Genomic DNA, 26906 nt, shown 5'->3' on the forward strand with positions numbered 1-26906 from the left:
CCAATGATTTCTCCAAAGGGAGCTGGAGAAATCATACTGAAGAGAATCTCATTATGATGAGTTTTGAAGCCTTTACCTCGTTTGAACAGCCGCTTGAACACAAGCAGGCACCAAGAATTAACCGTGTACACATCGGCTTAGTGCAGTTAAGCACTGACCACAGTTTAGAAATGGACTGGGCTAAGTTACTCGGCACACAAGCAGGCGTATTTAGCTCTCGCGTCTACTACTCAAGCGAAATGACCCCTGAAGCACTTGATCAAATCGCTAGCGGAATCGTTGAAGCGTCTGACTTGATCGCAACAGGTCTACCTATGGATGTGATGGCATTTGGCTGCACATCAGCTTCAATCATTATCGGTGAAGAAAAAGTCGCAGATTTATTGACTCAAAACCGTGGTGACATCCCAGCGACTAACCCATGGACAGCAGCAAAAGCTTCATTCAAGCACTTGAATGCGAAAAAGATTGCTGTGTTTTCTCCTTACCCAACTAGCGTTAACTACCCACTGTACCAGCAGTTAACTGATGCAGATTTTGACGTAGTAACACTAGGTTCACTTGGTATCGAACGCGATACCGACATCACTCTAGTCGCTAAAGAATCAATGTTCGCAGCGCTTGAGCAGATGCTAAAAGATTCTGACGCAGAATTAGTATTTATGTCATGCACTAACTTACGTGTACTTGATTATATTGAAGAGATCGAAGCGAAATTCGGCATCCCAGTAGTGTGCAGCAACTCTGCAATGTTCTGGCATGCAATGCACCTAACCGGCAACGTGGCTCAATGCCCAGGTTACGGCAAACTACTTAATAATCAAACAGCTTAAGCTGTTGACTACCAATTACAAATTGTTGGAAAAATAATAATGACTAATACACAAAAAGGTTGGATGGCTGCTATTTTCGTAGGTCTACTTTGGGGTATTCCGTGGATTGTTGGTACGCCTATTCTTGAGGTGATGGATCCTCAAGTACTTGTTTGGTTACGTTACACTGTTGCATTTATTACACTAGGTTTGATTTTCAACATCGGTCTTGCAACGGGCAAGATGACTAAGAAAGCCGATTTCAAACTTAACTGGGAAAACCGTAAGGACATCTTCTGGGCTGCATGTTGCGGTATCATTGGTCAAGGTTCTTTCAGCTTCCTATCATTCCTATCTTTGGATTATATTACCGCCTCTGAAAACGGCGTGATCCAAGGTTTGATCCCAATCCTAATCTTAAGTGTTGGCTTCTTACGTCACGGTGAGCGTTTCACTGTTATGCAAATCATGTGTGCGCTAGGTGCTTTCCTAGGTGTGGCGATTCTAGTGATGGACCCACAGTCAGAGACTCAAGGCTTCAACATTGGTCACCTAATCTGTTTCGGCTCAGCAGCAAGCTTTGCAACAATGGCTTACGCTCGTGCCAAGCTAGCAGAGAAATACGGTTCAGTTGCGACTATGTTCCACCAGTTTGTATTCGCAGCACTAGGTTTTGGTTTGTACCTGCTAGTTGTAGGCGCTGACTTTAGCTCTGCATTGAATGTATTTAGCTCGCCACTACGCATTATGTGTATCGTTATCTTAGGTGTGTGTATCTCTGGTATGAGCTACCTAGTTTACATCTACGGTATGGAACGTGTAGGTGTTGACGGTACGGGTATGGCGCTAAACCTAATGCCACTGTCTTCATTCATCCTAGCGGTATTTGCACTAGGTGAGCAGGTAACACCGATGCGCTTAATCGCAATCGCAGTGGTTATCACTTCAATGATTGCCTTCATGAAGTTAGGTAACAAGAACAAGGTGAAAGCAGAAGAGGTTGAAGTTGAATTACCTTTAGCGCCAAAGCCTTGCCGCAGCCAATAACTGAGTTATTCAGTTAGCAAATAAAAACCATTTTTATCACCGGTGACCTAGTCACCGGTGCTTGTTAGAAGAGATAAAGAATATGAATATCGAACAGAAAGTTATCGAGTGGCGTCATCACATTCACCAGCACCCAGAGTTTGGTACCCAAGAGCACGAGACTGCAGCATTTGTAGCAAGCAAACTAGAAGAGTTTGGCATTGAAGTACACACAGGTATCGGCGGTACTGGCGTTGTAGGTATTTTAAAGTGTGGCGATAGCGACCGTTCAATTGGTCTGCGTGCCGACATGGATGCCCTGCATATTCATGAAGAAAATACCTTTGATTACGCATCAGTAAACACTGGCGCCATGCATGCTTGTGGTCACGACGGTCACACGGCAATGCTACTTGCTGCAGCCCATGAGCTGGCACAAACTAAAAACTTCGACGGTACGGTTTACTTCATTTTCCAACCAGATGAAGAGCGTGGCACAGGCGCTAAAGCGATGATCGCCGACGGCCTATTTACCCGCTGGAAAATCGACGGCGTGTACGCCATGCACAACCTACCGGGTATTGAAGCAGGTCACTTTGTGACGCGTCCACACTCAGTAATGGCCAGTGAAAGTAGCTTTGAAATCGAAGTGCTAGCAACCGGCGGCCACGCGGCTATGCCACACATGGGCACTGACCCAATCGTTGTTGGCGCGCAAATCGTCACTGCAATCCAAACGATCGTATCGCGCAACCTAAGCGCGATTGACGAAACTGCGGTGATCTCGGTCACTGAGTTTGCCACTAACGGTACGGTTAACGTTATCCCAACTAAAGTGACTATCACGGGTGATACTCGTAGCTTTACTGATATCGCGTTAAACAAGATTGAAAAAGCACTTGAACGCGTCGTTGCTGGTCAGTGTATGTCTGCAGGCGTTGATTACACTTACAAGTTTAACAACAGTTTCTTATCGACTATCAACACCCCAGCTGAAACGGCTTTCGCGATTCGCGCGGCTGAAACAGTGGTTGGCGAAGATAAAGTTAACGGCAGCTGTCAGCCATTCACTATCAGTGAAGACTTCTCGTTCATGCTACGTGAAGCACCAGGTTGTTACATCCTAGTGGGTAACGGCGCAGGCTGTGATTGTGGTAGCGTAGCGCTACACAAGCCAACTTACGACTTCAACGACAATATCTTGGTATCTGGTCTGAGATACTGGCAGACCCTCGTAGAGCAGTGTTTAAATAAAGCTTGAGCAGTGTTTGGCTAAGTAATTTGCACATGAGTTAACTGAGTTTGAGTTTCGTCTCAAACGAGGTCGATATAGAAAGGCTATGAGCTTAGGTTCATAGCCTTTTTGTTACCGTTTGCTCGGTGGAAGCAATCAAACTTCGTTTGATAATTTTATCAGGCTGTGCCTGAATTTAATGCTTTACGGCGGTAAGCAATCAAGCTGCGCTTGGTAAAGGTCGTGAGCTTCCAGCTCACACTCGGCCAAGAGGGGATCAACAGCAATCCCCTCTTGGATCACCCCTGCCGCCCCTAACGAAGTTGTTGATCCTCATACTTAAGGATAAATCACTAACGCTTCCGATGGGGCATCCTGCCCCGCGAAAGCTAACCCGACATCCCTGTCGGGCTCACGCGATTTATTCCAACGTACTTCGGCAACTCCGATGGGGAAGTCGGTGTTTTCTGTGAGCTTTCAGTGCCAAAGAGGCTGTAAAACCATAGGTATGCATAGATTAATAATCTAATAGAAATAGCTCATTACTGTGCTTAGTAATATCAAAGGTTTGTGTTCAAATTTTCATAAATACAATGTACAAGGTAAATATAATTAGAGGTAACGGAAAATTAAACACAATAGTATCAGTTGCTTGCGGGAAAATATTTTTTTCATTAGTGCTATAATGGCTTCTCAATAATAAGGAGATTAATTATGCAAGTTACTTTAGAGTTCAATAAAGAAGAATTGAAATCAGATTACATATCTTTAATTAAGGTGGGTGATACGCTCCCTTACTTTGAAAATGTTGTCGTTACTGAGATCAGGGATGTTGAATCTTCAGAGGGGAATCGCGGAAAAATCATGGTAGCGGAAGGGATACTCACTTCATCAGTTGATTTACGGTGCCATCCATCTATGGACTTGATGTTTTGATCTTTACGTCCCTAAATTTAGGCACCGCAGGTTATACGTATTATCACCCAACAGGTGTGGCTCATCGAGTACCTAAATTAATTTGTATTTAGCATTGAAATTATCGAGGTTACGCTATGGACGATAATGTAGTACTGCCGCTAGTGGATACTTCTCAACAAGATTGGGCTTCTGATTTTAAAGAAACTGTAGATGGCAAAACGCGACTCATATTACCAGCGACAATCACAGCTAAATCGCTGTCTGAGCATATTGTTGGTATGAGTAATTTAAACGGAGGCTACATTCTGATTGGTGCTTATTCTGAAGCAGGGTATGGCTCGGGCTTTCAAAATGTAGACCGAGTTCTTATCAATGATGCTAAAGCTTACATTGAAGGCGCTGATATTGAAATTCAGGAGCATAGTCCTCGTTTTCAACAAGTCTATCTAATCAAAGTTGTCAAATCTGACTCCATAGCTTTTTCCGAAGGTTGCCCATACATTTTAAAACATGGTAAACCTATTTTGATGTCTGAAAATATATTGATTAATCGTTTAGGTTTGGGGATTGATTCATCTTTGATCAACATGATTTCAGAGCAAATTACAAAACATTCGGTAAAAGTTGATGTCCAATCTCAAGAAATAAGTACATTAACTCGAGAGTTAAAAGAAAAGTCTAAGTTCAAATATCAGATTCCGAGCCTAATTATTGGTGGCCTTATTGGTTGGTTTTTACCTATAGTCTTAAATGGGTTAGCGGATTATTTGATGAATTAAATATCCAGCTCTTTTTATGGCTAACACGGAAGCTAGTTGTTCCGCTTTTCTAATCCAGTGTAGGTACGGCCGTGACCGTCCATGACATGGACGTCATGGCCGAGCCTCCATGGATGGACTTGCTGCGTGTCACGGAAGTATCTGCACATGCGCTGGCCGCAGGCCATTGGAACCACAGATAGTCGATTTAAGTTCGGCTTAAAGACTACTCTAAGGTTCCAATACCTGAGTCAACAATGGAGCCTTACTCCATTAGCTTCAGCTGACTCTTGCCGTATTCGGTGGCAAACGGCATCGCCTCTTGGGGGCTGAGTGTGAACTCGTTTTCACAGCCGCTGCCGTTAGGTGTTTCCCAAAGCTCGATGCCTTTTGGGCTGAGGGTGAGGTAGAAATAGCCTGAGCCGTCTGAGTTGTCGCAATCTTCATAAACTTCCATGTCGGCAAACAGTTTTTTGCGTAGGGCTGGTGGCAGTTGGTGGCGCATTTCATCAAGGGCGACGTCTTGTTTAAACCATTGCCATGGGTTGAATGCTTGGCCATCACTTAGATTGAAGCTAGTGAAAGTGCGATTGATGCCACCGGCGCCATAACCTGCTGCCCAGCGGTAAAATCGTACGCTAAGCCAATCTTGGTTAATAAAATCGATTTCAGCTCCGGTTTCATCTGTGATTGGCAGGCCGGTTTGCGCCAACATTCTGCGGCGGGTTTCAAAGGTTTCTGCAAGTTGAGTCTTACTCGTTAGTTTCTGCTTTAGCCACTGGTTAATCGCCGGTATGCCTGCTTGCTCGCCTTTAAGCTCCAAGCTGATTTCTGTGCCATAGCTGAGTTGGCGATAGCTAATCTGCGGAGATCCTGATAACTGAGGATTAGCTTGGTCAGAAGTAGATGACTCAGAGTCTTCATTCTCAAATGGCTGCCATTTACCACGGCTAAGCTTTGGCGCTGTCTCTAGCGGTAGGTTGTAAGCGTCGCTGCTGCAGTCATTGATGCCATCAGGACTGATTTGGCGTTTAAGCGTAATGGCTAATGATTTTGTGGGCTTATTTTGAGAGGGCTCAGTATTGGACAACTCTTTATTGAACCTCTCGGTTTTAAAGCGTTCTTTATTGAACCAGAGCCCCGTAAGTTGCTGATAGCTGACATTATCAAACTGCCAGAAGCCAGTTTGCTTGTCTTCTTGCCAATGGTTATCGACCTGCTCGAGTCTAATTGGCGTTAAGTAACGCTGATAGTAATAACTGCCTGTGCCGTATTCATTAAAGCAGACACGAATTTTGCTCTTGCCTAAGGTGCCTTGCCAGATCCCGCTTAAGTCATCGGCGGCGAATACTGGAAAAGTAATACTTGAAACTAGTGAAGCGAAAATACAAGGCAACATCCGAGTGTACATAGGGCTTGTCTCTGGAGGTGACTAAAAAAACGTCAACCAAGCTGAATGATAGGCTTGGATTTAAAGCGACACATTAGCGGATTAGTGATTTTAAATCAAAGTGTTCAGCAAGAATAACCAAGACCGCTAGAATCATATACTTCAATATTTCTCGTTAATGGACCCAATTCATAACATCAAGCCTTTTGCACTTTCATGTTCGATTTTGAGCTGAAAAGGTTTCATGATTTTGCTGGATTAGCGTATGCAATAATGCATCGTCAAAGTCGCAATGCTTATCCTCGATAAACGGCTGCAGCGTCTTGACGCAATCAACATCTCGCTGCTGAACAGCACATCAAGATAACAATATTAGGATCTGTATATGAATAACAATGAGATCGCCGAACTTTACCCGCCAATAGAACCTTATCATCAAGAAATGCTGAGAGTGTCTGATGTTCACGAAATCTATGTTGAGCAATCAGGTAACCCTAATGGCAAGCCGGTGATATATCTGCACGGTGGCCCTGGTGCTGGTACCGATCCTCAGTGTCGACGTTTATTCGACCCTGCCTTGTATCGTATTGTTATTTTTGATCAAAGAGGTTGCGGTAAAAGTACCCCAAAAGGCTGCCTCGAAGATAATACAACCTGGGGTCTTATTAGCGATATGGAGCAGATTAGAGCGCATTTAGGCATTGATACATGGCAAGTCTTTGGTGGGTCGTGGGGCAGCACACTGGCGCTGGCTTATGCGATTAATCATCCACAAGTTGTTGATGAGTTGGTATTGCGTGGAATATTTTTGCTGCGCCGTAAAGAAATTTTATGGTTCTATCAGTGGGGGCACACGCTATTCCCTGATTTATTTGAGCAATATATTGGTTTTATCCCTGAAGATGAGCGTGATGATGTGATTCATGCCTATTACAAGCGCCTTACCAGTGATGATAAAGCGTTAAGAATCGCTGCTGCGCGAGTGTGGGGAAAATGGGAAGGCAGCATGTTATCTGTGTTACCCGATCCGGCTCGTGAAGAGCACTTTAGTTCAGATGAATTTGCCGAAGCATTTGCTCGTGTTGAGTGCCACTACTTTGAAAACCGTGCATTCTTTCCAAGCGATAATTATCTACTCGAGAATATCGATGTCATTCGTCACATTCCTACAGTTATCGTACAAGGGCGTTATGATGTGATCACACCTTTTGAAGCGGCTTGGGATCTACATAAAGCGTTCCCAGAGGCGAAGTTTTTAGTGATCCCAGATGCAGGGCACGCGGTTAGCGAGCCCGGGATCAGAACTGCATTGATAGAAGCGACGGATTTCTTTGCTAACAAGTAGCAATATCCATGGCTGAGTGTTTCGAACATATTAAACTATAGAGCTCTGAAACGAGCATCTTGAGGTCATTTGGGTATAGATGGATGCTCTGGGTAATCATATGCAAGATTAATTTCTAAAAGCTGAACCTAGCTTAAGGAATTTCTTATATTTTGCGCGTAGGATCCTGCGCCTGCTGCGCTCTTATATTGATCAAGATACATTGATTGAGAGAGAACAGTAAAAACACAACAGCCATGCCTTATGCGTGGCTGTTGTGTTTTTACTGTTTGGCAACGTCGCTAGCTAGCATTGAATATGATTTAAGAGGATTGCACGTGAGCATTTTGTTTTCACCCAGCCATATTGGCAACATGACACTGAAAAACCGCTTTGTAAGAAGTGCGACGTGGGAAAATATGGCAACTGAAACTGGCCATATGACCGACAAGCTGTACTCGGTGTATGAAGAGCTGGCTAAAGGTGAGGTGGGATTAATCGTCACGGGCTACGCCAACATTGTGGCTGAAGAAAAGCCTAATGCTGGCATGATGGGTATGTACGATGACTCGTTTATCGCTGAATACCAAAAGCTAACTGAGCTGGTACATGGTTACGACTCGAAGATTGTTATGCAGTTGGCTTATGGTGGCACTAAGACCACTTACAATGTGGGTGAGCGAGTGATCTTTGCCCCGAGTGCCATTGCTGAGCGCGGTACTCAAACCTTGGGTAAGGCGATGACTAAGCCTGAGATCGATTACATCGTTAACGCGTTTGCACAGGCGAGTCGCCGCGCGCAAGAGTCTGGTTTTGATGGGGTTGAAATTCATGCTGCGCATACCTATCTAATCAATCAGTTTTTAAGCCCTTATTACAACCAGCGAGAGGATGAATACGGCGGCAGTCTTGAGAACCGCATGCGCTTTTTGCTGGAGATCTACGCTGAGATCCGCAAGTTGGTTGGCGAGGACTACCCAATTCTCGTTAAGTTAACGGCCTCTGAGTTTTTCGATGGTGGCTTAACTTTTGCTGAAACCCGCACTATCTGTAAAAAGCTTGCTGCGATTGGTGTCGATGCAATTATTATATCCGGTAACATTCACGGTAATGCTAATGCCGTAGTGGGTGAATCATTCGATGGTTATACCATACAAAGTGAAGGTTACTTCCGTGAATATGGCGCTGTGATTAGCCAGGAGGTAAACGTCCCCATTATTACCGTTGGCGGCCTAGCGGATATCTGCGCCATTGAAGAGATTGCAGCGAGTACCAATATTCAGTTCTTTGCTCTTTCAAGACCTTTACTTGCCGAGCCACACCTGCTTAAGCGTTGGTCTGAGGGGAGTACTGCAGAAGTGGATTGTGAAAGATGTTCAAAGTGCCGTACTAAGCGCGGTAATTTCTGTGTGGTGTATAAGAGGCGATAATTGTTTGCTGACGCTGTTAGCGTTAAGCGATTCTTGTTTTGTATGGCACGATGATATCGTGCCTGCTACTTTGACACTGTTCTAGCCGCTCCTGTCACACTCCTCTACAGGTACTTTTACAACTTCCCTTTATATCAATCACTCTCTCCGCCAGTTTCAATCAGCAGAATCGCACAGAAAAATCCACGTTACAGCTTGTTTGTTAGAGAGAACTGTCGTGTTGATTTAATGTGCTGGAACAACCTAATAAAGTGAATTGTGCATGTTTAGGCTCGATTTTGCCCGAAAGCCTCATTTATATACTTTTAACCTAAATATGTGAGGCGTTATAACCATTTTATGCGTGTCCATAAAGCCTGTCTATAAAGGGGTTGGTTGTGTTTTGGTTGTTTTCTGAACGCCTAATTTTTGGCGGGTAAAACTATGTGAGAACTTGGTCACAATTCTGATTGATTCGAGAGATAAGTTTGTCGACAGTTAGGCTAATTAACATTATTTTATCCTTAGTCCATATTAATCGTAATCTGGATAACTTTCGAGTGTTATAAGACTCACAAAAAAAACCGTTCACACACAATACTCATACTCTTTAACTTAGTATCAAACCCGTCTGGTTCTCTCAGTGCGGCGAGCAGCCTGTGGCGTGCACTTAATCAAATCTGTTTTTAGGTTGTTGCGGACAATAAAAATGAAAAAGCACTTTGAGCTTATCGACAAGCCGACATTTTTCGGCGCGTTAGTATTACTGTTTTCTGTGGTTCTCCCCTTACTGGTATTTCCTGAACAAGGGGCGCAATGGATTGCGGTAGCTAAAACGTTTATGACAGACAAATTAGGCTTTGCCTATTTAGGTCTGGGATTGGCTGCTTTTTTCTTCATGATCTATATCGTGTTTTCAGATATCGGCCAAATCAAACTGGGCGATCCTGATGAAAAGCCTGAATTTGCGTTGGCGTCATGGGCGGCAATGCTATTTTGTGGCGGTATTGGTGCCAGTATCTTGTACTGGGGCACGATTGAATGGGCTTACTATTACCAAAACCCACCTTTCCAGCTAGAAGCGGGAAGTGAAGAAGCGGTTCGTTGGGCGGCCACTTATGGTTTGTTCCACTGGGGACCAATTGCTTGGTGTATCTATATGATCCCAGCCATCCCTATCGCTTACTTCTTTTATGTGCGTAAACAGCCAGTACTTAAGGTGTCGGCGGCATTAATGCCGGTTATTGGCGAAGCAAATAGTTTTGGTAAATTGGGTAAAGTCATCGATATTCTATTTATCTTCGGTCTTTTAGGCGGCGCGGCAACCACGTTAGGTTTAGCGGCCCCTTTGATCAACGAAGGTATTAGCTACTTGTTTGGCATTCCAGCCTCGACGGGTAGTCAAATTGGCGTGTTGATGGTGTGTACGGCCATCTTTGCTTATTCATCTTATATGGGGATGGATAAAGGCATCAAGATCTTGAGTAATATCAACTTCTGGGGTGCGTTAGCTTTACTGCTGTTTGTATTGGTTTGTGGCCCAACAATCTTCATGTTGGAAACCGGACTAGATTCTATCGGTCGTATGTTGTCTAACTTCTTTGTTATGGCGACTTGGGCTGAACCTTTTGGTGGTATGGGAACCTTTGAGGATACACACTTTCCACAAGATTGGACCATTTTTTACTGGGCGTGGTGGTTAGTATTTGCACCGAGTATGGGTCTATTCGTTGCGCGTATTTCTCGTGGTAGAACAATCAAGCAGATGGTATCGGGTGCGGTGTTCTTCGGTTCACTCGGTTGTTCATTGTACTTCATCATCCTAGGTAACTACGGTTTATCGTTGCAGCTATCTGGACAGCTTGATGTGGTTAGCATTCTTAATGCTGAGGGCGCGACTCGCGCGATCTTCGCGATTTTAGAAACACTGCCGTTTAGCACTGTCGTCATCGCACTATTTACGCTGTTATGTGTGATTTTTACCGCCACCACGTTTGACTCGATTTCTTATATTCTGGCGTCGGTTGTACAAACCAATGTGACCGAAGATCCGATGCGTTGGAACCGTTTGTTCTGGGCATTCACCTTGTCATTAATGCCGTCGGCCCTATTGTTTATGGGGGGCTTGGCAACCTTGCAAACTGCGGCTATTGTAGGTGGTTTGCCGTTATTGATTATCGCAGTTATGTTGATGATCTCTGGCGTTAAAGCAGCGACCTTAGACTTAGCGCATCAAGATGATTATGTCGATCCGGTGATCAATATTTCTGATCTGCCAGATGTTGATCCTTGGAGTAAGGAAGGTCAGGCATTGGCACGTTTTGAAGGACTACGTGATAACGCGATTGAAGCGGCTGAACTTGAGCGTGAAGCTAACGATGCTATCTGGGAGCTGAAAAAGCAATTGCGTAGAGAAGCGCTGGCACGCGGAGAGTCGAGTGTTGAGCTAGGTGACGCACCCGACGAGATTATCGAGCAGCTACGCCAGTTAACAGATGATTCGATGAAAGCTAAACAGGCTAAGTTAGAAGCGTCACAACTTGCGCAGGAAGCGCGAGTTGGCTTTGATACGCTTATGCGTGAGAAGGAGCAAGGGGAAGCCTTGCAGGCTCAGGAAGATGTTAAGCTGGCTATTCAGGCACGCTTGAATACCCCTAGCTAAGTAAGCATATTGTTAGCGCTGTATAGCGTGTGAGTTCAATACCAGTTAAAGGATTTACTGGTATTGAGCGTCAAACTCAAGAGACCAAAAAGCCGCTGATTAGCGGCTTTTTTATTAATAAAATATTGATAATGAACGAATTATCTCATTGTAACGAACTCTTCAGCACCCGTTGGGTGAATTGCCACAACAGCATCAAAGTCTGCTTTGGTTGCGCCCATCTTCATCGCAACGCCAAAACCTTGTAAAATTTCATCCATGCCGTAACCAATACCGTGAATACCCACAACTTTTTGGTCGTCGCCTGCACAAACTAGTTTCATCTTGCACGCTTGGCGATGAGCCGTTACCGCAGTGTACATTGAAGTAAAACCTGAGGTATAAACCGTCACATTGTCTTCGCCGAATTGGGCATTAGCTTCTGGCTCGGTTAAGCCCATAGTGCCAATGGCTGGGTGACTAAATACTACGGTTGGAATTAGGTTGTAGTCCATCTTGGCATCTGTCATGCCGTTGAATAAGCGCTCAGACAGCAGGCGACCCGCTTTAACGGCAACTGGGGTTAGCTCAACACCGCCAGCCATAATGTCGCCCACACAGTAGATGCCAGCGTCTGTGGTGTTTTGCTGCTCATCGGTGATCACATAACCTTTGGCATCTAACTTAACGTTAGTGTTTTCAAGGCCGATATTGCCTGTCGACGGCAGGCGGCCAATAGCCCAAATGAGGCAATCAACATCGTAGCTTTCGCCATTTTCAATCTTAAGCGTTAAACTGCCATCATCATTTTTGGTGACCGACTCTGGCGTGCTGTGAGTGTGTAGAGTTGGGCCATCAATCGCCATCGACTCCATTAATGCTTCGCTTAGCATTGGGTCGAAATTACGTAGTGGTGCATGCTTACGTACAAATAGGTGGGTGTCGCTGCCAAGTGCTTGCAGTACGCCTGCCACTTCAACCGCAATGTAGCCTGCGCCGACAACGGCAACACGCTTAGGCTGCTCTGCTAATGCGAAGAAACCGTCAGAGTCGATACCGTACTCGGCACCAGGAATATTTGGAATGGTTGCTGCGCCGCCAGTGGCGATCAAAATGTTATCGGCCGTGTAATGCTCACCGTTGACTTCGATGGTGCTTTTATCAACGAAACGACCGTAACCGCGTACTAGGGTAACGCCGTTGCTTTCAAGGCCTCTGTCGTAAGAGCCATGAATACGGTCGATATAGGCTTCGCGGCTGGCAACTAATGTGCTCCAGTCAAACTTGTTGACGGTAACGTCAAAGCCATAGTCTTTGGCGTACAGGTGCATGGCTTCAGCGACTTGCGCGCCGTACCACATCACTTTTTTAGGCACACAACCCACATTGACACATGTGCCACCGAGCTCTTTGGCTTCGATAAGCAGAACCTTGGCGCCACGCATAGCCGCTCTGTTAGCCGATGCAATACCGCCACTACCAGCGCCAAGACAGATATAATCAAAATGTTGAGCCATGTGTATCTCCAATAAAGTTGCGAACTGTTGGACAAAAGCAGATGAGTGGGGCTTTTGTACCTGTAATTATGATTAATCCGTGGGTTGTTTAAATCCGATAAACAAGCAATCACGAATTAATTTATTGGCTTTGTGCCAGTTCAAGAACACACCATTGTAGAGGGAAAAATTTGATCCAGCTAGCCCTATAAATTATGAGCTAGATGACTTAAGTTTAGCGTTTTGAAAGCCCGCATCATTGGCAATGCTATCGGGGGCGGTGGCTGCGTTTAAGTTGTTTGTGTTAGCGTTTATGCTGACAGTTTCCGTGGTCACTCTGATCCGGTCCCTCGGCGCCGCATTTCATGCATTCCCATTCGCCTTGTCTGACGCTTAACTCTTGTTGGTGGTGGCGATTGCGTGAGTTGACTCCAGAGCTTAAGTTGCGTTCTAGGCTGTTCATGCGGCCATTAAGCCAGCGACAACCAGGATCGTTGGCTACCTTGCTGCGACTGGCAAGTTGTTGTTTACGGCTTTGAGGTTTGGCTTTTTTTGTTTTGTTAGTCTTGCTGTTTTTAGCATTGGCTGGCGAAGAGGCTGCAATGGCGGGGGCTGAGTAATTAAAGTGACTCTGGGTTTCGCTGGGGACAGTTATCGGCTGTCCTTTATCATTAAGGACGCTGCCTAAGTCGAGTGAAGGCCTATCTTGTTCATTGTGAGAATTAGGCTTATTGCGAGAGGTTGGTTTACTGCTAGAGATAAGCTCACTGCAATAGCTTGTCTGGCTATATAAGATAATAAGTGTGGCTATCAATAGACGAGATAGAAGTAACATTCCCTGTTCCTCTGTAGCAAGATTAGCGTCCGTGTAATCTCATATGTGTTTGTATCAGTGTTCGTATCAGGATATTGAATTGCTCCAGCTTGAATAAGTGTTATCAAGCAAGAGCACAAGCGGTTAGCTGCTCAGTAATGAGTATAGCTGACAATATTTTTTCAGTGCGGCTTGCTTGGGTTTATTCATAGCGACCCGCTAGGTGTTATTAACGGTATCGCCTAGAAATTCCAGCTCAGGTGCAGGCCTGCAAAGGTTTCATCTAGGCTGCCCGTAATGCCATCATTACGCGCTTCTAACTTTATGTCTTCTTGAGCTATGGTGTGGCTGATATGACCTGATAAGACAAGGTTATTAGGCAGTTGGTATTCGGCTTCAACACCAAACTGAAAATGGTTCGGGCCATCATGTTCTTCGGTGACGTATTGAAAGTCAAAGCTTTGGGTGACATATGGACTAACCGTTAAGCCTTCGGCCAACTCCCAATTGCTATGCAGGCTGACTTCAACAAAATAGCCTGCAGCTTCGGTAGAATAGGTGTAACTCACAGAAGGAATTAACCACTCAACAGCTGTGTATTCCAATGAGCTAAACAGTTCATTGTCATGGGCGCGCTCGTCGCCATAAAACTCTAAACGCTGATAGCCGACGCTACCGCTTAAGTTTTCGCTGAGCTGAAAACCATATTCAATACCAAAGTTCCATTCGATATAGTTTTGGCTGTCCCCACGACCTACGCTGGCATACAGATTAAGGTTATCTTTTTGTACTGCGGCAGTCGCCCAGTAAATGCCACCTTTGTCTAGGTTATTACGGCCTTCTGAGATGTATTTTGAGTCCCAGCCTAGATCGATAAGCCCCTGAACTTGTCCGCTATCATCAAGTGCTCGCTTTTCGATGATTTTAGTATTGTGCGAATCATCGATATTGGGCGCTTCATCAGCAAAGGCTGCAGTACTGATTAATAACGACAATAAGACTGTGCATCGGCTCGTTTTTATCATGTGTGAACTCAAAATTTTGGCGAAAGAAATTGACCTCTCGCATACTAGATTTAAACGTAAGAATGTAAATGATAATGGCTCGTATTTGCGATCTGGTTTGCAGTATCGTTAGCGCATAAAATTTGTGCTGAAAAGTTTGACTTTCGTCATGGTAAATCGATTTTCCAGCTGTTAGAGCTGACAATCTTTACAAAGAATTATGGGCTAAATATTGAATAAGGCCTCATTAGCCCTTATCTCTTAAGTATCAACATAGAATGTTAAGGAATCATCAATGAGCAATCCTTTGCTAAACAGCAACAAGCTACCGCCTTTTTCAAGTATTAAGCCAGAACATATTCAGCCAGCTGTCGAGCAAGGTATTGACGATTGTCGTCAAAAGATCGAACAAGTATTGGCTAACCAAGATCCGTTTACCTGGGACAATTTCGTTGCACCGCTAGAAGAGGTTGATGATCAACTGGGTAAAATCTGGTCACCTATTTCGCACATGAATTCGGTTGTTAGCAGCGAAGAGTGGCGTAAAGCCCATGATGCTTGTCTACCATTACTGTCTGAGTACGGTACATTTGTGGGTCAGCATCAGGGGCTTTATGAAGCCTACAAGTCACTTGCTGAGTCGGCAGAGTTTGCTCACTACTCCCAGGCGCAGAAGAAGTTGATTGAAAATAGTCTACGCGACTTTGAATTATCAGGTATTGGCTTAAGCGATAGTGACAAGTTGCGTTACGGCGAGCTTGTGAAGCGAATGTCAGAGCTAACCAGTCAGTTTTCTAATCAGTTATTAGATGCCACGCAGGCTTGGACTAAGCTTATCACCGATGAAGCAGAGCTTAACGGTTTGCCTGAGTCAGCTGTTGCGGCAGCAAAGGCAATGGCTGAAGCAAAAGAGTTAGATGGTTGGTTATTTACACTAGATTTTCCATCATACCTACCTGTGATGACTTACAGTGAAAACCGCGAACTGCGCGAAGAGTGTTATCGCGCTTTCGTTACGCGTGCATCGGATCAAGGTCCAAATGCTGGTGAGTTTGATAATGGCCCCTTGATGGATGAAATTCTGGCTTTGCGCCATGAGCTTGCAAATCTGCTTGGTTTCGACAGCTACGCTGATAAGTCATTAGCGACTAAGATGGCAGAGTCTCCTGTGCAAGTACTCGACTTTTTAACCGAACTTGCAGCTCGCTCTAAGACTCAAGGTGAGACTGAGCTTGCAGAGCTAACTGAATTTGCAGAGAAAGAGTGCGGTGTAACTGAACTTGAGGCTTGGGATCTAAGTTTCTACGCTGAAAAGCTTAAGCATCATAGATATGAGATCTCGCAAGAGTTACTGCGCCCTTATTTCCCTGAAGACAAAGTCTTATCAGGTTTGTTCTATACCGTATCGCGCCTATTTGGCCTAAAGGTTGAAGAGCAAAAAGAGTTTGATACTTATCATAAAGACGTACGCTTTTTTAATATCACTGACAGCAATAATGAGCATCGTGGTAGTTTTTATCTCGACCTTTATGCTCGTGAAGGTAAACGTGGCGGTGCTTGGATGGATGATTGCCGAGCGCGTCGCATGACAGAAAATGGCTTACAAGATCCTGTGGCTTATTTAACCTGTAACTTCAATGCGCCAGTGGCAGGTAAGCCTGCACTGTTTACCCATGACGAAGTTACGACTCTGTTCCATGAGTTTGGCCATGGTATTCACCATATGCTGACTAAGATTGATGTGGGTGGCGTGTCGGGTATTAGCGGTGTGCCTTGGGATGCGGTTGAGTTGCCTAGTCAGTTTATGGAGAACTGGTGTTATGAGGAGGAAGCCTTAGCTGAGATCTCTGGTCACTATGAAACAGGCGAGCCTTTACCAAAAGCCATGTTAGATAAGATGCTAGCGGCGAAGAACTTCCAGTCAGGCATGATGATGTTGCGCCAGCTTGAGTTCTCACTGTTCGATTTTAAGATGCACCTTGAGTTTGACCCAGCTAAAGGCGCTGAAATTCAACAAAAGTTAGATGAAGTACGTGAGCAAATTGCAGTGATCAAGGCCGCTGAGTTTAATCGTTTCCAGCATAGTTTTGCCCACATCTTTGCCGGTGGTTATGCGGCAGGTTATTACAGCTATAAGTGGGCCGAAGTCCTTTCTGCTGATGCATTCTCACTGTTCGAAGAGCAGGGGATCTTTAACCCTGAAACAGGTAAGCGCTTCCTAGAAAATATCTTAGAGATGGGCGGTAGCGAGGAGCCTATGGAGCTATTTAAGCGTTTCCGTGGTCGTGAACCGCAAACTGACGCTTTGCTTAGACATAGCGGTATTACCGGTTAGTCATTAACTGGCAAGATCATTAAAGGCGCTTTTAGCGCCTTTTTTATTTGAGCTGGTTCACACTTGTGATCTGGTATGACCTCTGTTAGCCTTTCGGCTCTTTCCAAGGATGTTAGGTGGTATTGTCAATGAATCTGTATTTTAGGCTATTTTGGTTATTTTTATGGCGTACGCGTCATTGTCAAAAAATCGGATTTTTAGACACCAGCACATTGTCATATCGCGCCCTGCCAAGTGACTGCGATGTTAACTTTCATCTTACCAATTCTCGTTACCCGGCTTTTATGGATCTTGCTCGCACCTACATGATGGCGGAGATGGGATTTTTGAAACGATTTTTAAAGTTAGGTTGGATGCCGATCGTCAATGCGGCGGAGTTCACCTACATTCGCGATATTAAGCCGTTCGCTAAGTTTGAAATTGAAACCAAGCTGGTGGGCTGGGATGAAAAGTATTTTTATATTGAGCAGCGTTTCGTTAGCGAGCGAGGCTTACATTGCATTGCCCATGTACGCGGAGTGTTTGTCTGTAAAGGTAAGCAAGTTGCCATAACCACCATGCTGGAAGAGGTTGGCTTTACGCAACCGGCGCCGCCAATGCCAGCAGAGGTGGTCAAATGGAAAGCATTTTTACAGCTTAAGAAAGAATGTAATTTACCAGTTAAGCCGAGTGAGACGATAGAATTTAAAGCGGCCAGCTAAGTGCCGTTAGTTGTTAGCTACTAAGTGCTGTTAGTCGCTAACTGCAGTCAGTGCCACTGAGCTAGGTATGACTAAAGCGCTCACTTTGGCCTAATGTGGCGTGAGTGAGCTCTATCTCTTCGATGGTTTGCACTACAGACCCCCTTAGTTTTGCCTGGATCCAGTAGCGACCAATATGCTGATAATCGAGCAGGTGTAGTTTCTTTTCTAAGGTTTTCAAGCAGGGGATCAGCGCGCAGTCTGCCAAGGTAAAACTGTCACCACATACCCAATGGTTGCTCGCGAGTCGCTTATCGAACTCTTCCAATATCGCAAGCACCGCTTTTTCTAAATTTTTGGTGTAAATCTGATCATGGCTGGTCTCGCGGGCCTGTAACCACTCTTCAATGCTTCTGTCTAATCGATTATCGCTGAGTCTGTCGTAGAACCTGACATATAAGGCTTGCATCTTGTCGATAGGAATAAGCTGGGTGCCAGAGCTGATATAGTTATCCAGATACTCGATAATGATGCTGGCATCGCTAAAAGACTCCCCAGACTTGAGTTGCAAAGTAGGGAGCTGCCCTGACGGGTAAAGACGAATAAAATTGCGTCGATGAAAAACATCAGTGAGATCTATGACGTGCGGATAAAAATTTGCCTGTTTTTCATAGAGGGCGATAAGTGTTTTTTGTGACTGGCGCGCCAGTGGGTGGTAATACAGATCCATATCCAATATCGGTTCGTAATTTTAAGGATTACTATTAACCTTAGTCGCTAACCCTTGGACTCTCAATGCTGCAGACTCTGGCTTGAGGCCGATAGCTGTGTGATTGGGATAAAGCATCGGGTCACATGGATCGTTTAGTGAATATAAGCAAAAGGTTAATCCGTTAGCGATAGAGTTTAAATAACGAGAGAGAATATGAGCCAAATCGAAAAGTTTGCTGCTATTTACGCTAGAGCATCAAAGCGAAAGGGCGGGGATGAAGGACTAGAAGCGCTGCTACCAGGCAGTTTGTCACCTCAAGAGTTGACTCAATATAGTGATGCACAATTGCTATCTGAACTCAGCAAAAAGGTGTTTCAAAGTGGCTTCGTATGGCGGATTGTAGAAGCTAAGTGGCCTGAATATGAGCAGGCCTTTTTCGGTTTCGAGCCCTTTAAGGTATTGATGTTGTCTCCAGAGCAGCTACAAGAACGCGCCAGTGATCCCAAGTTAATACGTCACCTTAAAAAAACCATGGCGATCTATGACAATGCTCATATGGTCAACGATCTTGCGGCTATGCACGGCAGTTTTGCTCGATTTATTGCAGACTGGCCGAGCGATAATATCACCGGACTCTGGGCTGAACTTAAACGCAAAGGCACTCGTCTTGGGGGCAACACCGGTCCTTATTTTTTGCGCGCTATGGGCAAAGATACCTTTTTGTTAACCAATGACGTACAAGGCTATTTAAAGAGTCAAGGTCTAGTGGATTATGGCTTTAGCTCAAAAGCTGGATTAAAGCAGGTGCAAGATGTGTTTAATCATTGGCAACAAGAGTCAGGGCGCAGTCTAGCCGATATCAGTAGAGTCTTAGCTTGCAGTGTTGGCGATAATCGAATTTAAGCTTCAACCTGATTATTTTTGATTTAATCTTGTTGACATAAAATCCTTATAAATTAAATGTTAATGCTGTTCCGATGTTAATGTGGCCCGCGATGCACAGGCTTGCCTTAACCTGGGGTTAACATGTTTTGCTTGTTATTACTCTTGTTAACATCTGGTAAACACATGCAGCTGATTTCATGCGTAAATTTTCATTAACTTACAATTTAAACTGGGAGTTTTTCTTGTTGACTCGCGGACATTGTGAGATAAAGGTCCGTTATATATTTGACAAAAAATTATGCTTCCAAAGGTGGGTTTGACGGCACTTTCTGCTTTCAAAAATTTGATTACCGAGTAGATGGCTTTTATTAGGAGTTCTCATGCGGCAAATAGTGAAAATTGCCTCTGTTTTAAGTGTGGCGTTATGGATAAGTGGCTGTGAGCAAAAACCTGAACAAGGGCCTCAGCAGCGTGGACCAATGGAAGTCGGTACGATAACTATCGCCACTAAACCTCAATCAATTATGGTTGAATTACCGGGCCGTAGTAAGTCTTATTTGGAAGCGGAAGTACGTCCACAGGTAAGCGGTATTATTATGGAACGCGGCTTTGTTGAAGGTAGAGATGTCGAGAAAGGACAATCTCTATATCAAATAGAGCCATCGACCTATGAAGCTGCACTGGTGAGTGCCAAGGCTGATCTTACTAGTGCAGAAGCTGGCTTAGTATCGGCTAAAGCAAAGGCACAGCGTTTTGAGAAGCTAGTAAAGCTTAATTCAATCAGTGAACAAGATTATGATGAAGCAGATGCGGCTTACAAAGAAGCATTAGCGCGTGTAACGGTTGCTAAAGCGGCAATCAATACTGCACAAATTAATCTAGAGTACACCAAAGTAACAGCGCCAATCTCTGGTCGTATTGGTAAGTCTGACGTGACTGCTGGTGCACTTGTTACTGCAAATCAGAGCCAAACATTGGCGACGATTCAGCAACTTGACCCAATGAATATTGATATCGCTCAATCGAGCACGCAGATGTTGCGTCTTAAGTCTCAACTAAAGCGTGGTCAAATTGAAGCAGCAGCTAATGCCAATGTTGAGCTGATCCTTGAAGACGGTACGCCTTATGGTCAAACCGGTGTGTTGCAGTTCTCTGAAGTGACAGTAAACGAAAACACAGGTTCAGTAATTATCCGTGCAGAGTTTCCTAACCCTGACGGTGTCTTGATGCCAGGCATGTATGTGCGTGCGGTATTAAACACAGGTACCGATCCTGAAGCGATTTTAGTGCCGCAAAGAGCGATTACCCGTAATACCAAGGGTGAAGCCGTTGCTATGGTTATCGAAGATGGCAAGGTTGCTGCGCGTATCGTTACTACGGCAGAGGTTATTGATAACCAATGGCGTATTACCAGCGGTCTTAAAGCCGGTGATGAGCTAATCGTTGAAGGCCTGCAAAAAATTCGTCCGGGTGCCCCTGTTAAAGCGGGTCCTTTGGTTGCAGATAAGAAACCTGAAACACAACAGAAATAGGGCAGAGTTATGGCACGTTTCTTTATCGATCGCCCAATTTTTGCATGGGTGATCGCTATTATTGTGATGCTGGCAGGTGTGCTCTCTATTGTGGGCCTACCCGTATCTCAGTACCCGAGTATTGCACCTCCGTCGGTTGTGGTTAGTGCTGTTTATCCTGGTGCGTCGGCTAAGACAATGGAAGACTCGGTAACTCAGGTTATTGAGCAGCGAATGACTGGTCTTGACAACCTTCGCTACATTTCATCGACCAGCGATAGCTTTGGTAATGCGCAAATTACCTTAACCTTTAACGCCGAAGCCGATCCTGATATCGCGCAGGTACAGGTGCAAAACAAGTTACAGCTTGCTCTGCCTCTACTACCGCAAGAAGTTCAGGCGCAAGGTGTTAACGTAACTAAGTCGAGCGCGGGTTTCTTGATGGTAGCCGCCTTCGTATCTGAAGACGGTTCACTGGATAAAAACGATATTGCCGATTACGTGGGCTCTAATATTCAGGATCCGCTAAGCCGTGTTCCGGGTGTGGGTACCATTGAGCTATTTGGTGCCCAGTACGCGATGCGTATCTGGCTTGATCCATTAAAGCTGACGCAATATAACCTAACCAGCCAAGATATTATTAGCTCTATCAGAGAGCAAAATGCGCAGGTATCGGCAGGTCAGTTAGGTGGTGCGCCATCGTTACCAGGCCAAGAGCTAAACGCGACTGTATCGGCTCAGAGCCGACTACAAACCGCTGAGCAGTTCCAAAAGATCATCATTAAAGCCGATACATCGGGCGCGAAAGTGTTCCTAGAAGATGTGGCTCGTGTTGAACTGGGCGCTGAAAGCTATGCAGTTGAGTCATTTTATAATGGCAAACCTGCAGCGGGTATCGGTATTCAGCTAGCAACGGGTGCAAACGCATTGGCGACTGCTGAAGGTGTACGTGCCAAGATTGCAGAGATGATGCCTTTCTTCCCTGAAGGGATGGAAGTGGTTTATCCCTACGACACCACGCCATTTGTTGAGAAATCAATTGAAGGTGTTGTGCATACGCTGCTGGAAGCAGTGGTATTAGTGTTCTTGATCATGTACCTGTTCTTACAGAACTTCCGTGCAACACTGATTCCAACCATTGCGGTACCTGTTGTACTTTTAGGTACCTTTGCGGTGTTGGCTGCAGCCGGCTTCTCTATTAACACCTTAACCATGTTCGCTATGGTACTGGCAATTGGTCTTCTGGTAGATGACGCGATTGTGGTGGTGGAGAACGTTGAGCGTGTGATGCAAGAAGAGGGCCTCAGTCCAATTGAGGCCACTAAGAAGTCGATGGATCAGATCACCGGCGCGCTGGTGGGTATTGGTCTAACACTGTCTGCAGTATTCGTACCTATGGCATTTATGTCTGGCTCAACGGGTGTGATTTACCGTCAGTTCTCAATCACGATTGTGTCGGCGATGGCATTGTCTGTGATGGTTGCGATTATCCTGACTCCTGCACTTTGTGCCACCATGCTTAAGCCGATTGCTAAAGGTGATAGCCATGCAAAAACCGGTTTCTTCGGTTGGTTTAACCGTAAGTTTGATGCGCTAACCTCTCGTTATGAAGCGAGTGTGGCGGCGATGATCAAGCGTGTAGGTCGAACTATGATGGTGTACCTAGCGATCACGGTTGCTGTGGGTTGGATCTTTATGCGTATGCCTACAGCATTCCTACCGGATGAAGACCAAGGGATCTTGTTTACTCAGGCTATTTTGCCAGTTAACTCGACTCAGCAAGAAACGAAAGAAGTACTTGAAAGAGTGTCTGACTTTTATCTAGAAGATGAAAGTGCCAGCGTTAAATCAGTATTTGCGGTTTCGGGCTTTAGTTTCGCCGGTAATGGCCAAAACATGGGTATTGCGTTCGTTGGTCTTAAAGACTGGTCTGAGCGTACTGAGCCTGGTCAAGACGTACAGTCGGTTGCAAATCGTGCCATGGGCATGTTCTCGCAGATGAAGGAAGCTTTCGTGTTTGCCTTCGTACCGCCAGCGGTAATCGAATTGGGTACCGCTAACGGTTTCGACTTCTACCTGCAGGATAAGAATGGCCAAGGTCATGACAAGCTAGTCGCAGCGCGTAATATGTTGCTGGGTATGGCGGCGCAGAATCCAAACCTAGTGGGCGTTCGTCCAAATGGTCAAGAAGATGCACCACTTTACCAGGTACATATAGACCATGGTAAGTTGCGAGCTTTAGGTATCGATATTGAGTCGGTTAACAGCGTGCTCGGCACTGCCTGGGGTGGTAACTACGTAAACGACTTTATTGATCGTGGCCGTATTAAGAAAGTATACGTTCAAGGTGAAGCTGAATATCGTATGCAGCCAGAAGATCTTGATTCTTGGTATGTACGCAACTCTAAAGGCGAGATGGTTCCTTTCTCAGCCTTTGCTTCAGGCACCTGGGGCTATGGTTCTCCACGTCTAGAGCGTTTCAACGGCCTACCAGCGATGAATATTCAAGGTGGTACAGCGGAAGGTTACAGTACTGGTGCGGCGATGGATGATATCGAAGCCATGGTTAAGAAGCTGCCGCCAGGATTTGGTATCGAGTGGAACGGTCTTTCTTATGAAGAACGTCTATCTGGTAACCAAGCGCCAATGCTATATGCTTTGTCTATCGTGGTGGTATTCCTCGTACTAGCAGCGCTTTATGAAAGCTGGTCAGTTCCATTTGCGGTTATCCTGGTTGTGCCTCTGGGTATTATTGGTGCGCTACTTGCGATGAATGGTCGTGGTTTACCAAACGACGTATTCTTCCAGGTGGGTCTACTGACAACCGTAGGTCTAGCGACCAAGAACGCCATCTTGATTGTAGAATTTGCTAAAGAGTTCTACGAGAAAGGCGCTGGTCTTGTTGAAGCAACACTACACGCGGTTCGAGTGCGTCTACGTCCAATTTTGATGACGTCTCTAGCATTCGGTTTAGGTGTTGTGCCGCTAGCGATTAGTAATGGTGTAGGCTCTGGTAGCCAGAATGCTATTGGTACATCGGTACTAGGCGGTATGATGAGCTCGACCTTTATGGGGATCTTCTTTATCCCAATCTTCTTCGTGATTGTTGAGCGTATCTTCAGTAAGCGCGAACGAGATGCAGCTAAAGCGATTAAAGCAGAAGGCAGAGCAGCTAAAGCGGAAGCTAAGGCAGCGAAAGCTAACAAATAACCTTAGGGTTATATCGTTAACGCGCTAAGACTAAAAAGCCCAGCATCTGCTGGGCTTTTTGTTGTCTTAAAGATAGAGCGCTCGCAGGCTCGCTGCGAGGACCTAGGTTCTAGGACGCCAACAAGTTGGCTGCGAGGAAAGCTAAAAGATAGAGCACTCGCAAGCTCGTTGCGAGGACGGTGCTGCGCACCTACGAGGACCTAGGTTCTAGGACGCTAACAAGTTGGCTGCTAGGAAAAGCTAACAGCTTAAAAGCTAAAGCCTACTCGTAGTGCTTAGCATCTTTTGGTTGTTGCTTTCCTAGGGCCTAGCACCTCGCACCTAGGACCTATCTTTTAATCTTTCCGTCTTGGCCTTTTCTAGAAGCGACAAGGTCGCGCTCTCGCAGGGCGAAGCCCGATCTCGTTTCTGCTTTTCCTACAATCTGTGTCGTACCGGGCAGCTTAGTAACAGCTCATCGTTATCGAGTGCGCGCACTTGGCACTCGGTGTCTGTGATTAAGCCGTATGAAGCTCGACCATCATTGCGTGGAATTGTGGTTGAACCGGGGTTGAACAGCAATATATTGTCGCGGTATTCAGCAACCGGTATGTGAGTATGGCCATAGACGAGTCCATCACCCGTTTGAAGTGCTGGCAGTTTGTCAGGGCTATAAATATGGCCGTGGGTCAGGAATAGACGCATTTGTGGTAGTAATACCTGAGCAAAGCTTGCGCTCATTGGAAATAGCAACAGCATCTGGTCGACTTCACTGTCGCAATTGCCGCGAACTGCGATGATTTTATCTGCATAGAGATTCAGTGCTTCAGCTACTGCAACGGGATCATAGCCTTCTGGAATGGCGTTACGAGGGCCGTGATTAAGTAGATCTCCAAGCAAAACAAGATAACGTGCGTTGGATTGTTCAAACCGGGCCAACATGGCTTGCGTGGCTGAAAGGGAACCGTGTAAATCAGAGGCGATAAAGAGTTTCATAAACTATGCCTAGAGAGATAAAACAGCTGCTAAATATAACCCTGTTACTCGATAAATCTAGTAATTAATTAGATTTAATGACAAAAAAGCGATGGATCAATTTGGGTGAACTAAAATAACAACTAACTATTATGGTGAAGCCGTTTTCTTCCTCCTTAGCCGTAATGATTAGCGCTAGCCAACGTTGTTACCGTAGTAAATGTTCCCGAATTAATAGAGGCAATATGATGCAGAGTTTCTTTGAACTAATCTTGCATGTTCTTAGTACCTTAAGTGGTATGGTGTGGCAAATTTATTGGCCGCTGGCCTTTGGTTTAATGCTGTCGTCTGTACTGCGTAATATTTTGCCCCTTGATGTCGTTGTAAAGCACTTAGGCAGAACCAATGGAACCAGTCTCCTGCTTACCACGCTTTTGGGGATGGTCTCGTCTTCTTGTTCATATGCTGCGGCCTCACTGTCTAAAACACTACTGATTAAACACGCTACATTGCCTAATGCCATGGCTTTTTTAGTGGCAAGTACCAATCTGATTTTGGAAATGTTTATCGTCTTAGTGTCGTTGCTTGGTTGGCAGTTTTTGTGGGGTGAGATAATCGGCGGCCTGTTACTTATTGTCATAGTGGGCTTTATTTTCCGTTTCTATCCTAAAGAGCAGTCTCGGGCATTACGTGACAAGTTGTTGGCTGAAGAGAAAGGTGTTTCGACTGAAATGAAATGTGGTGAGACCATGCCCGGTATGGCTGCTGCAAGTTCAACATCAACCTCAGCCGCTAACCCAAGTCCAATCGCTAGTCCAGCCCCTAGCTCAAGTTCAAGCTCAAACGTAAACAAGAGCGCTACAGAGATGAAGTGCGGTGCAGATATGCCTGAAATGGCTAAAGCAGACCCAAGCACTGGGCCTACTCCAAGCTCAACCCCTGGTTCAAACGCAAACAAGAGCGCTAAAGAGATGAAGTGCGGCGCAGGGAAATGTGGTGCGGATATGTCAGGCTCTAGTGCGGCACATAATGCGGCGGAGCCGAGTTATATGGACAAGGTTCGTCGCAGTGCGGGTTACTTCTGCATGGATATCGGCATGATAGGTAAAGATATCGTTATTGGGGTGGTCATTTCTTCGGTATTGATTGCCTTAGTGCCTGCAGACTGGTGGCGAGAGTTGTTTATCAGTAGTCAGACTAGCCTGCCCGCATGGATACATTCCTTATTAGATGTACTCATAGGTATCTTTGTGGCTGTGATTGCCTATGTATGCTCTGTTGGTAACTTATTATTGGCGGCAGCCTTGTGGCACGGCGGTATTTCATTTGGTGGTGTAATGGGCTTTATTTTGGCAGATGTGCTAACTATTCCTATGCTGCGAGTGTATGCCAAATATTACGGCACCAAACCTGCACGTTGGATGGGAGCGCTGTTATTTTTGAGCATACTGGCGACAGGGCTTATTATTGATTTAATTTATATGCATGTGGATTGGTCAGCGTCGAAGGAAGCCATTCGTACCTTGCATCAAAGCGGCTTTGGTTGGAATTTCACTACCATGATGAATGTTATTTTTGTCCCGCTATCGATTTGGTATTACCGTTTAGGTAAGAGCTAGGAAGGTACTAGGTTCTAGATACTAGGGCGTTCGCAAGCTCACTTCTAGGAGATAGATCCTAGGACGTTCGCAAGCTCACTGCGAGGACGCCAACAAGTTGGCTGCTAGGAAAAGCGTAAAGATAACAGCGTTACATCTTTGCTTTACTGTCTCAGCTTTTCCTAGGCCCTAGAA

20 protein-coding genes are annotated in these 26906 nt (G+C 45.3%); 14 read left to right on the forward strand and 6 right to left on the reverse strand.

The genetic code is table 11. The annotated features are described in order from the left end of the window. Positions 1–53 precede the first annotated feature (53 nt). The 5 genes from ACVBJC_RS00495 (at position 54) to ACVBJC_RS00515 (ending at position 4769) form a co-directional block, all read left to right on the forward strand. Positions 54–833, forward strand: a complete 780-nt coding sequence (locus ACVBJC_RS00495) for a maleate cis-trans isomerase family protein (protein WP_220782605.1) — start codon at positions 54–56, stop codon at positions 831–833. 39 nt (positions 834–872) lie between these two features. Next, entirely contained in the window at positions 873–1859 is a 987-nt protein-coding gene (locus ACVBJC_RS00500) for a DMT family transporter (protein WP_447159038.1), read from the forward strand. A gap of 82 nt (positions 1860–1941) precedes the next feature. Beyond that, the gene (locus ACVBJC_RS00505; protein WP_447159037.1) at positions 1942–3099 is read left to right on the forward strand and encodes a M20 aminoacylase family protein; all 1158 of its coding nucleotides are present in this window, start codon (positions 1942–1944) and stop codon (positions 3097–3099) included. A 687-nt stretch (positions 3100–3786) separates the two neighbouring features. Further along, positions 3787–4008 carry a hypothetical protein gene (locus ACVBJC_RS00510; RefSeq protein WP_447159036.1) on the forward strand — a complete coding sequence of 74 codons (222 nt, stop codon included), beginning with the start codon at positions 3787–3789 and terminating at the stop codon, positions 4006–4008. Positions 4009–4124: 116 nt separating this feature from the next. Beyond that, positions 4125–4769: a hypothetical protein gene (locus ACVBJC_RS00515; protein WP_447159035.1), complete on the forward strand. Its 645-nt coding sequence runs from the start codon at positions 4125–4127 to the stop codon at positions 4767–4769. Positions 4770–5013: 244 nt separating this feature from the next. On the opposite strand, the gene ACVBJC_RS00520 is transcribed toward ACVBJC_RS00515, so the two are convergent. Continuing rightward, positions 5014–6159: a hypothetical protein gene (locus tag ACVBJC_RS00520; protein WP_447159034.1), complete on the reverse strand. Its 1146-nt coding sequence runs from the start codon at positions 6157–6159 to the stop codon at positions 5014–5016. Between the two features lie 364 nt (positions 6160–6523). On the opposite strand from ACVBJC_RS00520, the gene pip reads away from it, so the two are divergent. The 3 genes from pip to ACVBJC_RS00535 all read left to right on the forward strand — a co-directional run bounded on the left by pip (position 6524) and on the right by ACVBJC_RS00535 (position 11533). Beyond that, complete coding sequence (gene pip / locus ACVBJC_RS00525; protein WP_447159033.1) at positions 6524–7483, forward strand: prolyl aminopeptidase; 960 nt, start codon at positions 6524–6526, stop codon at positions 7481–7483. 317 nt (positions 7484–7800) lie between these two features. Further along, a complete protein-coding gene (locus ACVBJC_RS00530; RefSeq protein WP_447159032.1) occupies positions 7801–8892 on the forward strand; it encodes an NADH:flavin oxidoreductase in 1092 nt (363 codons plus the stop codon). Between the two features lie 688 nt (positions 8893–9580). Further along, a complete protein-coding gene (locus tag ACVBJC_RS00535) occupies positions 9581–11533 on the forward strand; it encodes a BCCT family transporter (RefSeq protein WP_447159031.1) in 1953 nt (650 codons plus the stop codon). Between the two features lie 140 nt (positions 11534–11673). Here the strand turns inward: ACVBJC_RS00535 and gorA are convergent, their stop codons facing one another. The 3 genes from gorA to ACVBJC_RS00550 form a co-directional block, all read right to left on the reverse strand. Further along, positions 11674–13029, reverse strand: a complete 1356-nt coding sequence (gorA, locus tag ACVBJC_RS00540; protein ID WP_447159030.1) for a glutathione-disulfide reductase — start codon at positions 13027–13029, stop codon at positions 11674–11676. Positions 13030–13312: 283 nt separating this feature from the next. Further along, positions 13313–13843 carry a hypothetical protein gene (locus ACVBJC_RS00545; protein ID WP_447159029.1) on the reverse strand — a complete coding sequence of 177 codons (531 nt, stop codon included), beginning with the start codon at positions 13841–13843 and terminating at the stop codon, positions 13313–13315. A 221-nt stretch (positions 13844–14064) separates the two neighbouring features. Further along, on the reverse strand, positions 14065–14847 hold the full coding sequence (locus tag ACVBJC_RS00550; protein ID WP_447159028.1) for a hypothetical protein: 783 nt from the start codon (positions 14845–14847) through the stop codon (positions 14065–14067). A gap of 274 nt (positions 14848–15121) precedes the next feature. Here ACVBJC_RS00550 and prlC point away from each other — a divergent pair, with 274 nt between their 5' ends. Together prlC and ACVBJC_RS00560 are read left to right on the forward strand one after the other, a co-directional pair. Then, positions 15122–17161, forward strand: a complete 2040-nt coding sequence (gene prlC, locus ACVBJC_RS00555) for an oligopeptidase A (protein WP_447159027.1) — start codon at positions 15122–15124, stop codon at positions 17159–17161. Between the two features lie 128 nt (positions 17162–17289). After that, positions 17290–17862: a thioesterase family protein gene (locus tag ACVBJC_RS00560; protein WP_447159026.1), complete on the forward strand. Its 573-nt coding sequence runs from the start codon at positions 17290–17292 to the stop codon at positions 17860–17862. A 61-nt stretch (positions 17863–17923) separates the two neighbouring features. Here the strand turns inward: ACVBJC_RS00560 and ACVBJC_RS00565 are convergent, their stop codons facing one another. Next, positions 17924–18571: a glutathione S-transferase family protein gene (locus tag ACVBJC_RS00565; RefSeq protein ID WP_447159138.1), complete on the reverse strand. Its 648-nt coding sequence runs from the start codon at positions 18569–18571 to the stop codon at positions 17924–17926. A gap of 195 nt (positions 18572–18766) precedes the next feature. On the opposite strand from ACVBJC_RS00565, the gene ACVBJC_RS00570 reads away from it, so the two are divergent. The 3 genes from ACVBJC_RS00570 (at position 18767) to ACVBJC_RS00580 (ending at position 24159) form a co-directional block, all read left to right on the forward strand. Then, positions 18767–19456 carry a DNA-3-methyladenine glycosylase I gene (locus ACVBJC_RS00570; protein WP_447159025.1) on the forward strand — a complete coding sequence of 230 codons (690 nt, stop codon included), beginning with the start codon at positions 18767–18769 and terminating at the stop codon, positions 19454–19456. Between the two features lie 362 nt (positions 19457–19818). Then, positions 19819–20970: an efflux RND transporter periplasmic adaptor subunit gene (locus ACVBJC_RS00575; RefSeq protein WP_447159024.1), complete on the forward strand. Its 1152-nt coding sequence runs from the start codon at positions 19819–19821 to the stop codon at positions 20968–20970. Positions 20971–20979: 9 nt separating this feature from the next. Continuing rightward, positions 20980–24159: an efflux RND transporter permease subunit gene (locus ACVBJC_RS00580; RefSeq protein ID WP_447159023.1), complete on the forward strand. Its 3180-nt coding sequence runs from the start codon at positions 20980–20982 to the stop codon at positions 24157–24159. Positions 24160–24576: 417 nt separating this feature from the next. Here ACVBJC_RS00580 and yfcE read toward each other — a convergent pair whose 3' ends face one another. Beyond that, positions 24577–25134 carry a phosphodiesterase gene (gene yfcE, locus ACVBJC_RS00585; protein WP_447159022.1) on the reverse strand — a complete coding sequence of 186 codons (558 nt, stop codon included), beginning with the start codon at positions 25132–25134 and terminating at the stop codon, positions 24577–24579. Positions 25135–25358: 224 nt separating this feature from the next. On the opposite strand from yfcE, the gene ACVBJC_RS00590 reads away from it, so the two are divergent. Next, complete coding sequence (locus ACVBJC_RS00590) at positions 25359–26732, forward strand: permease (protein WP_447159021.1); 1374 nt, start codon at positions 25359–25361, stop codon at positions 26730–26732. Positions 26733–26906 lie beyond the last annotated feature (174 nt).

This window comes from Shewanella sp. 0m-6 (assembly GCF_052977325.1).

Bases quoted from the DNA above. Each gene is read 5' to 3' on its own strand.
- yfcE (WP_447159022.1), bottom strand. From the start codon at position 25,134: ATGAAACTCTTTATCGCCTCTGATTTACACGGTTCCCTTTCAGCCACG.
- pip (WP_447159033.1), top strand. From the start codon at position 6,524: ATGAATAACAATGAGATCGCCGAACTTTACCCGCCAATAGAACCTTAT.
- ACVBJC_RS00510 (WP_447159036.1), top strand. From the start codon at position 3,787: ATGCAAGTTACTTTAGAGTTCAATAAAGAAGAATTGAAATCAGATTAC.
- ACVBJC_RS00495 (WP_220782605.1), top strand. From the start codon at position 54: ATGATGAGTTTTGAAGCCTTTACCTCGTTTGAACAGCCGCTTGAACAC.
- ACVBJC_RS00570 (WP_447159025.1), top strand. From the start codon at position 18,767: ATGAGCCAAATCGAAAAGTTTGCTGCTATTTACGCTAGAGCATCAAAG.
- ACVBJC_RS00580 (WP_447159023.1), top strand. From the start codon at position 20,980: ATGGCACGTTTCTTTATCGATCGCCCAATTTTTGCATGGGTGATCGCT.
- ACVBJC_RS00535 (WP_447159031.1), top strand. From the start codon at position 9,581: ATGAAAAAGCACTTTGAGCTTATCGACAAGCCGACATTTTTCGGCGCG.
- ACVBJC_RS00545 (WP_447159029.1), bottom strand. From the start codon at position 13,843: ATGTTACTTCTATCTCGTCTATTGATAGCCACACTTATTATCTTATAT.
- ACVBJC_RS00550 (WP_447159028.1), bottom strand. From the start codon at position 14,847: ATGATAAAAACGAGCCGATGCACAGTCTTATTGTCGTTATTAATCAGT.
- ACVBJC_RS00575 (WP_447159024.1), top strand. From the start codon at position 19,819: ATGCGGCAAATAGTGAAAATTGCCTCTGTTTTAAGTGTGGCGTTATGG.
- prlC (WP_447159027.1), top strand. From the start codon at position 15,122: ATGAGCAATCCTTTGCTAAACAGCAACAAGCTACCGCCTTTTTCAAGT.
- ACVBJC_RS00505 (WP_447159037.1), top strand. From the start codon at position 1,942: ATGAATATCGAACAGAAAGTTATCGAGTGGCGTCATCACATTCACCAG.
- ACVBJC_RS00590 (WP_447159021.1), top strand. From the start codon at position 25,359: ATGATGCAGAGTTTCTTTGAACTAATCTTGCATGTTCTTAGTACCTTA.
- ACVBJC_RS00560 (WP_447159026.1), top strand. From the start codon at position 17,290: ATGAATCTGTATTTTAGGCTATTTTGGTTATTTTTATGGCGTACGCGT.
- ACVBJC_RS00515 (WP_447159035.1), top strand. From the start codon at position 4,125: ATGGACGATAATGTAGTACTGCCGCTAGTGGATACTTCTCAACAAGAT.
- ACVBJC_RS00520 (WP_447159034.1), bottom strand. From the start codon at position 6,159: ATGTACACTCGGATGTTGCCTTGTATTTTCGCTTCACTAGTTTCAAGT.
- gorA (WP_447159030.1), bottom strand. From the start codon at position 13,029: ATGGCTCAACATTTTGATTATATCTGTCTTGGCGCTGGTAGTGGCGGT.
- ACVBJC_RS00565 (WP_447159138.1), bottom strand. From the start codon at position 18,571: ATGGATCTGTATTACCACCCACTGGCGCGCCAGTCACAAAAAACACTT.
- ACVBJC_RS00500 (WP_447159038.1), top strand. From the start codon at position 873: ATGACTAATACACAAAAAGGTTGGATGGCTGCTATTTTCGTAGGTCTA.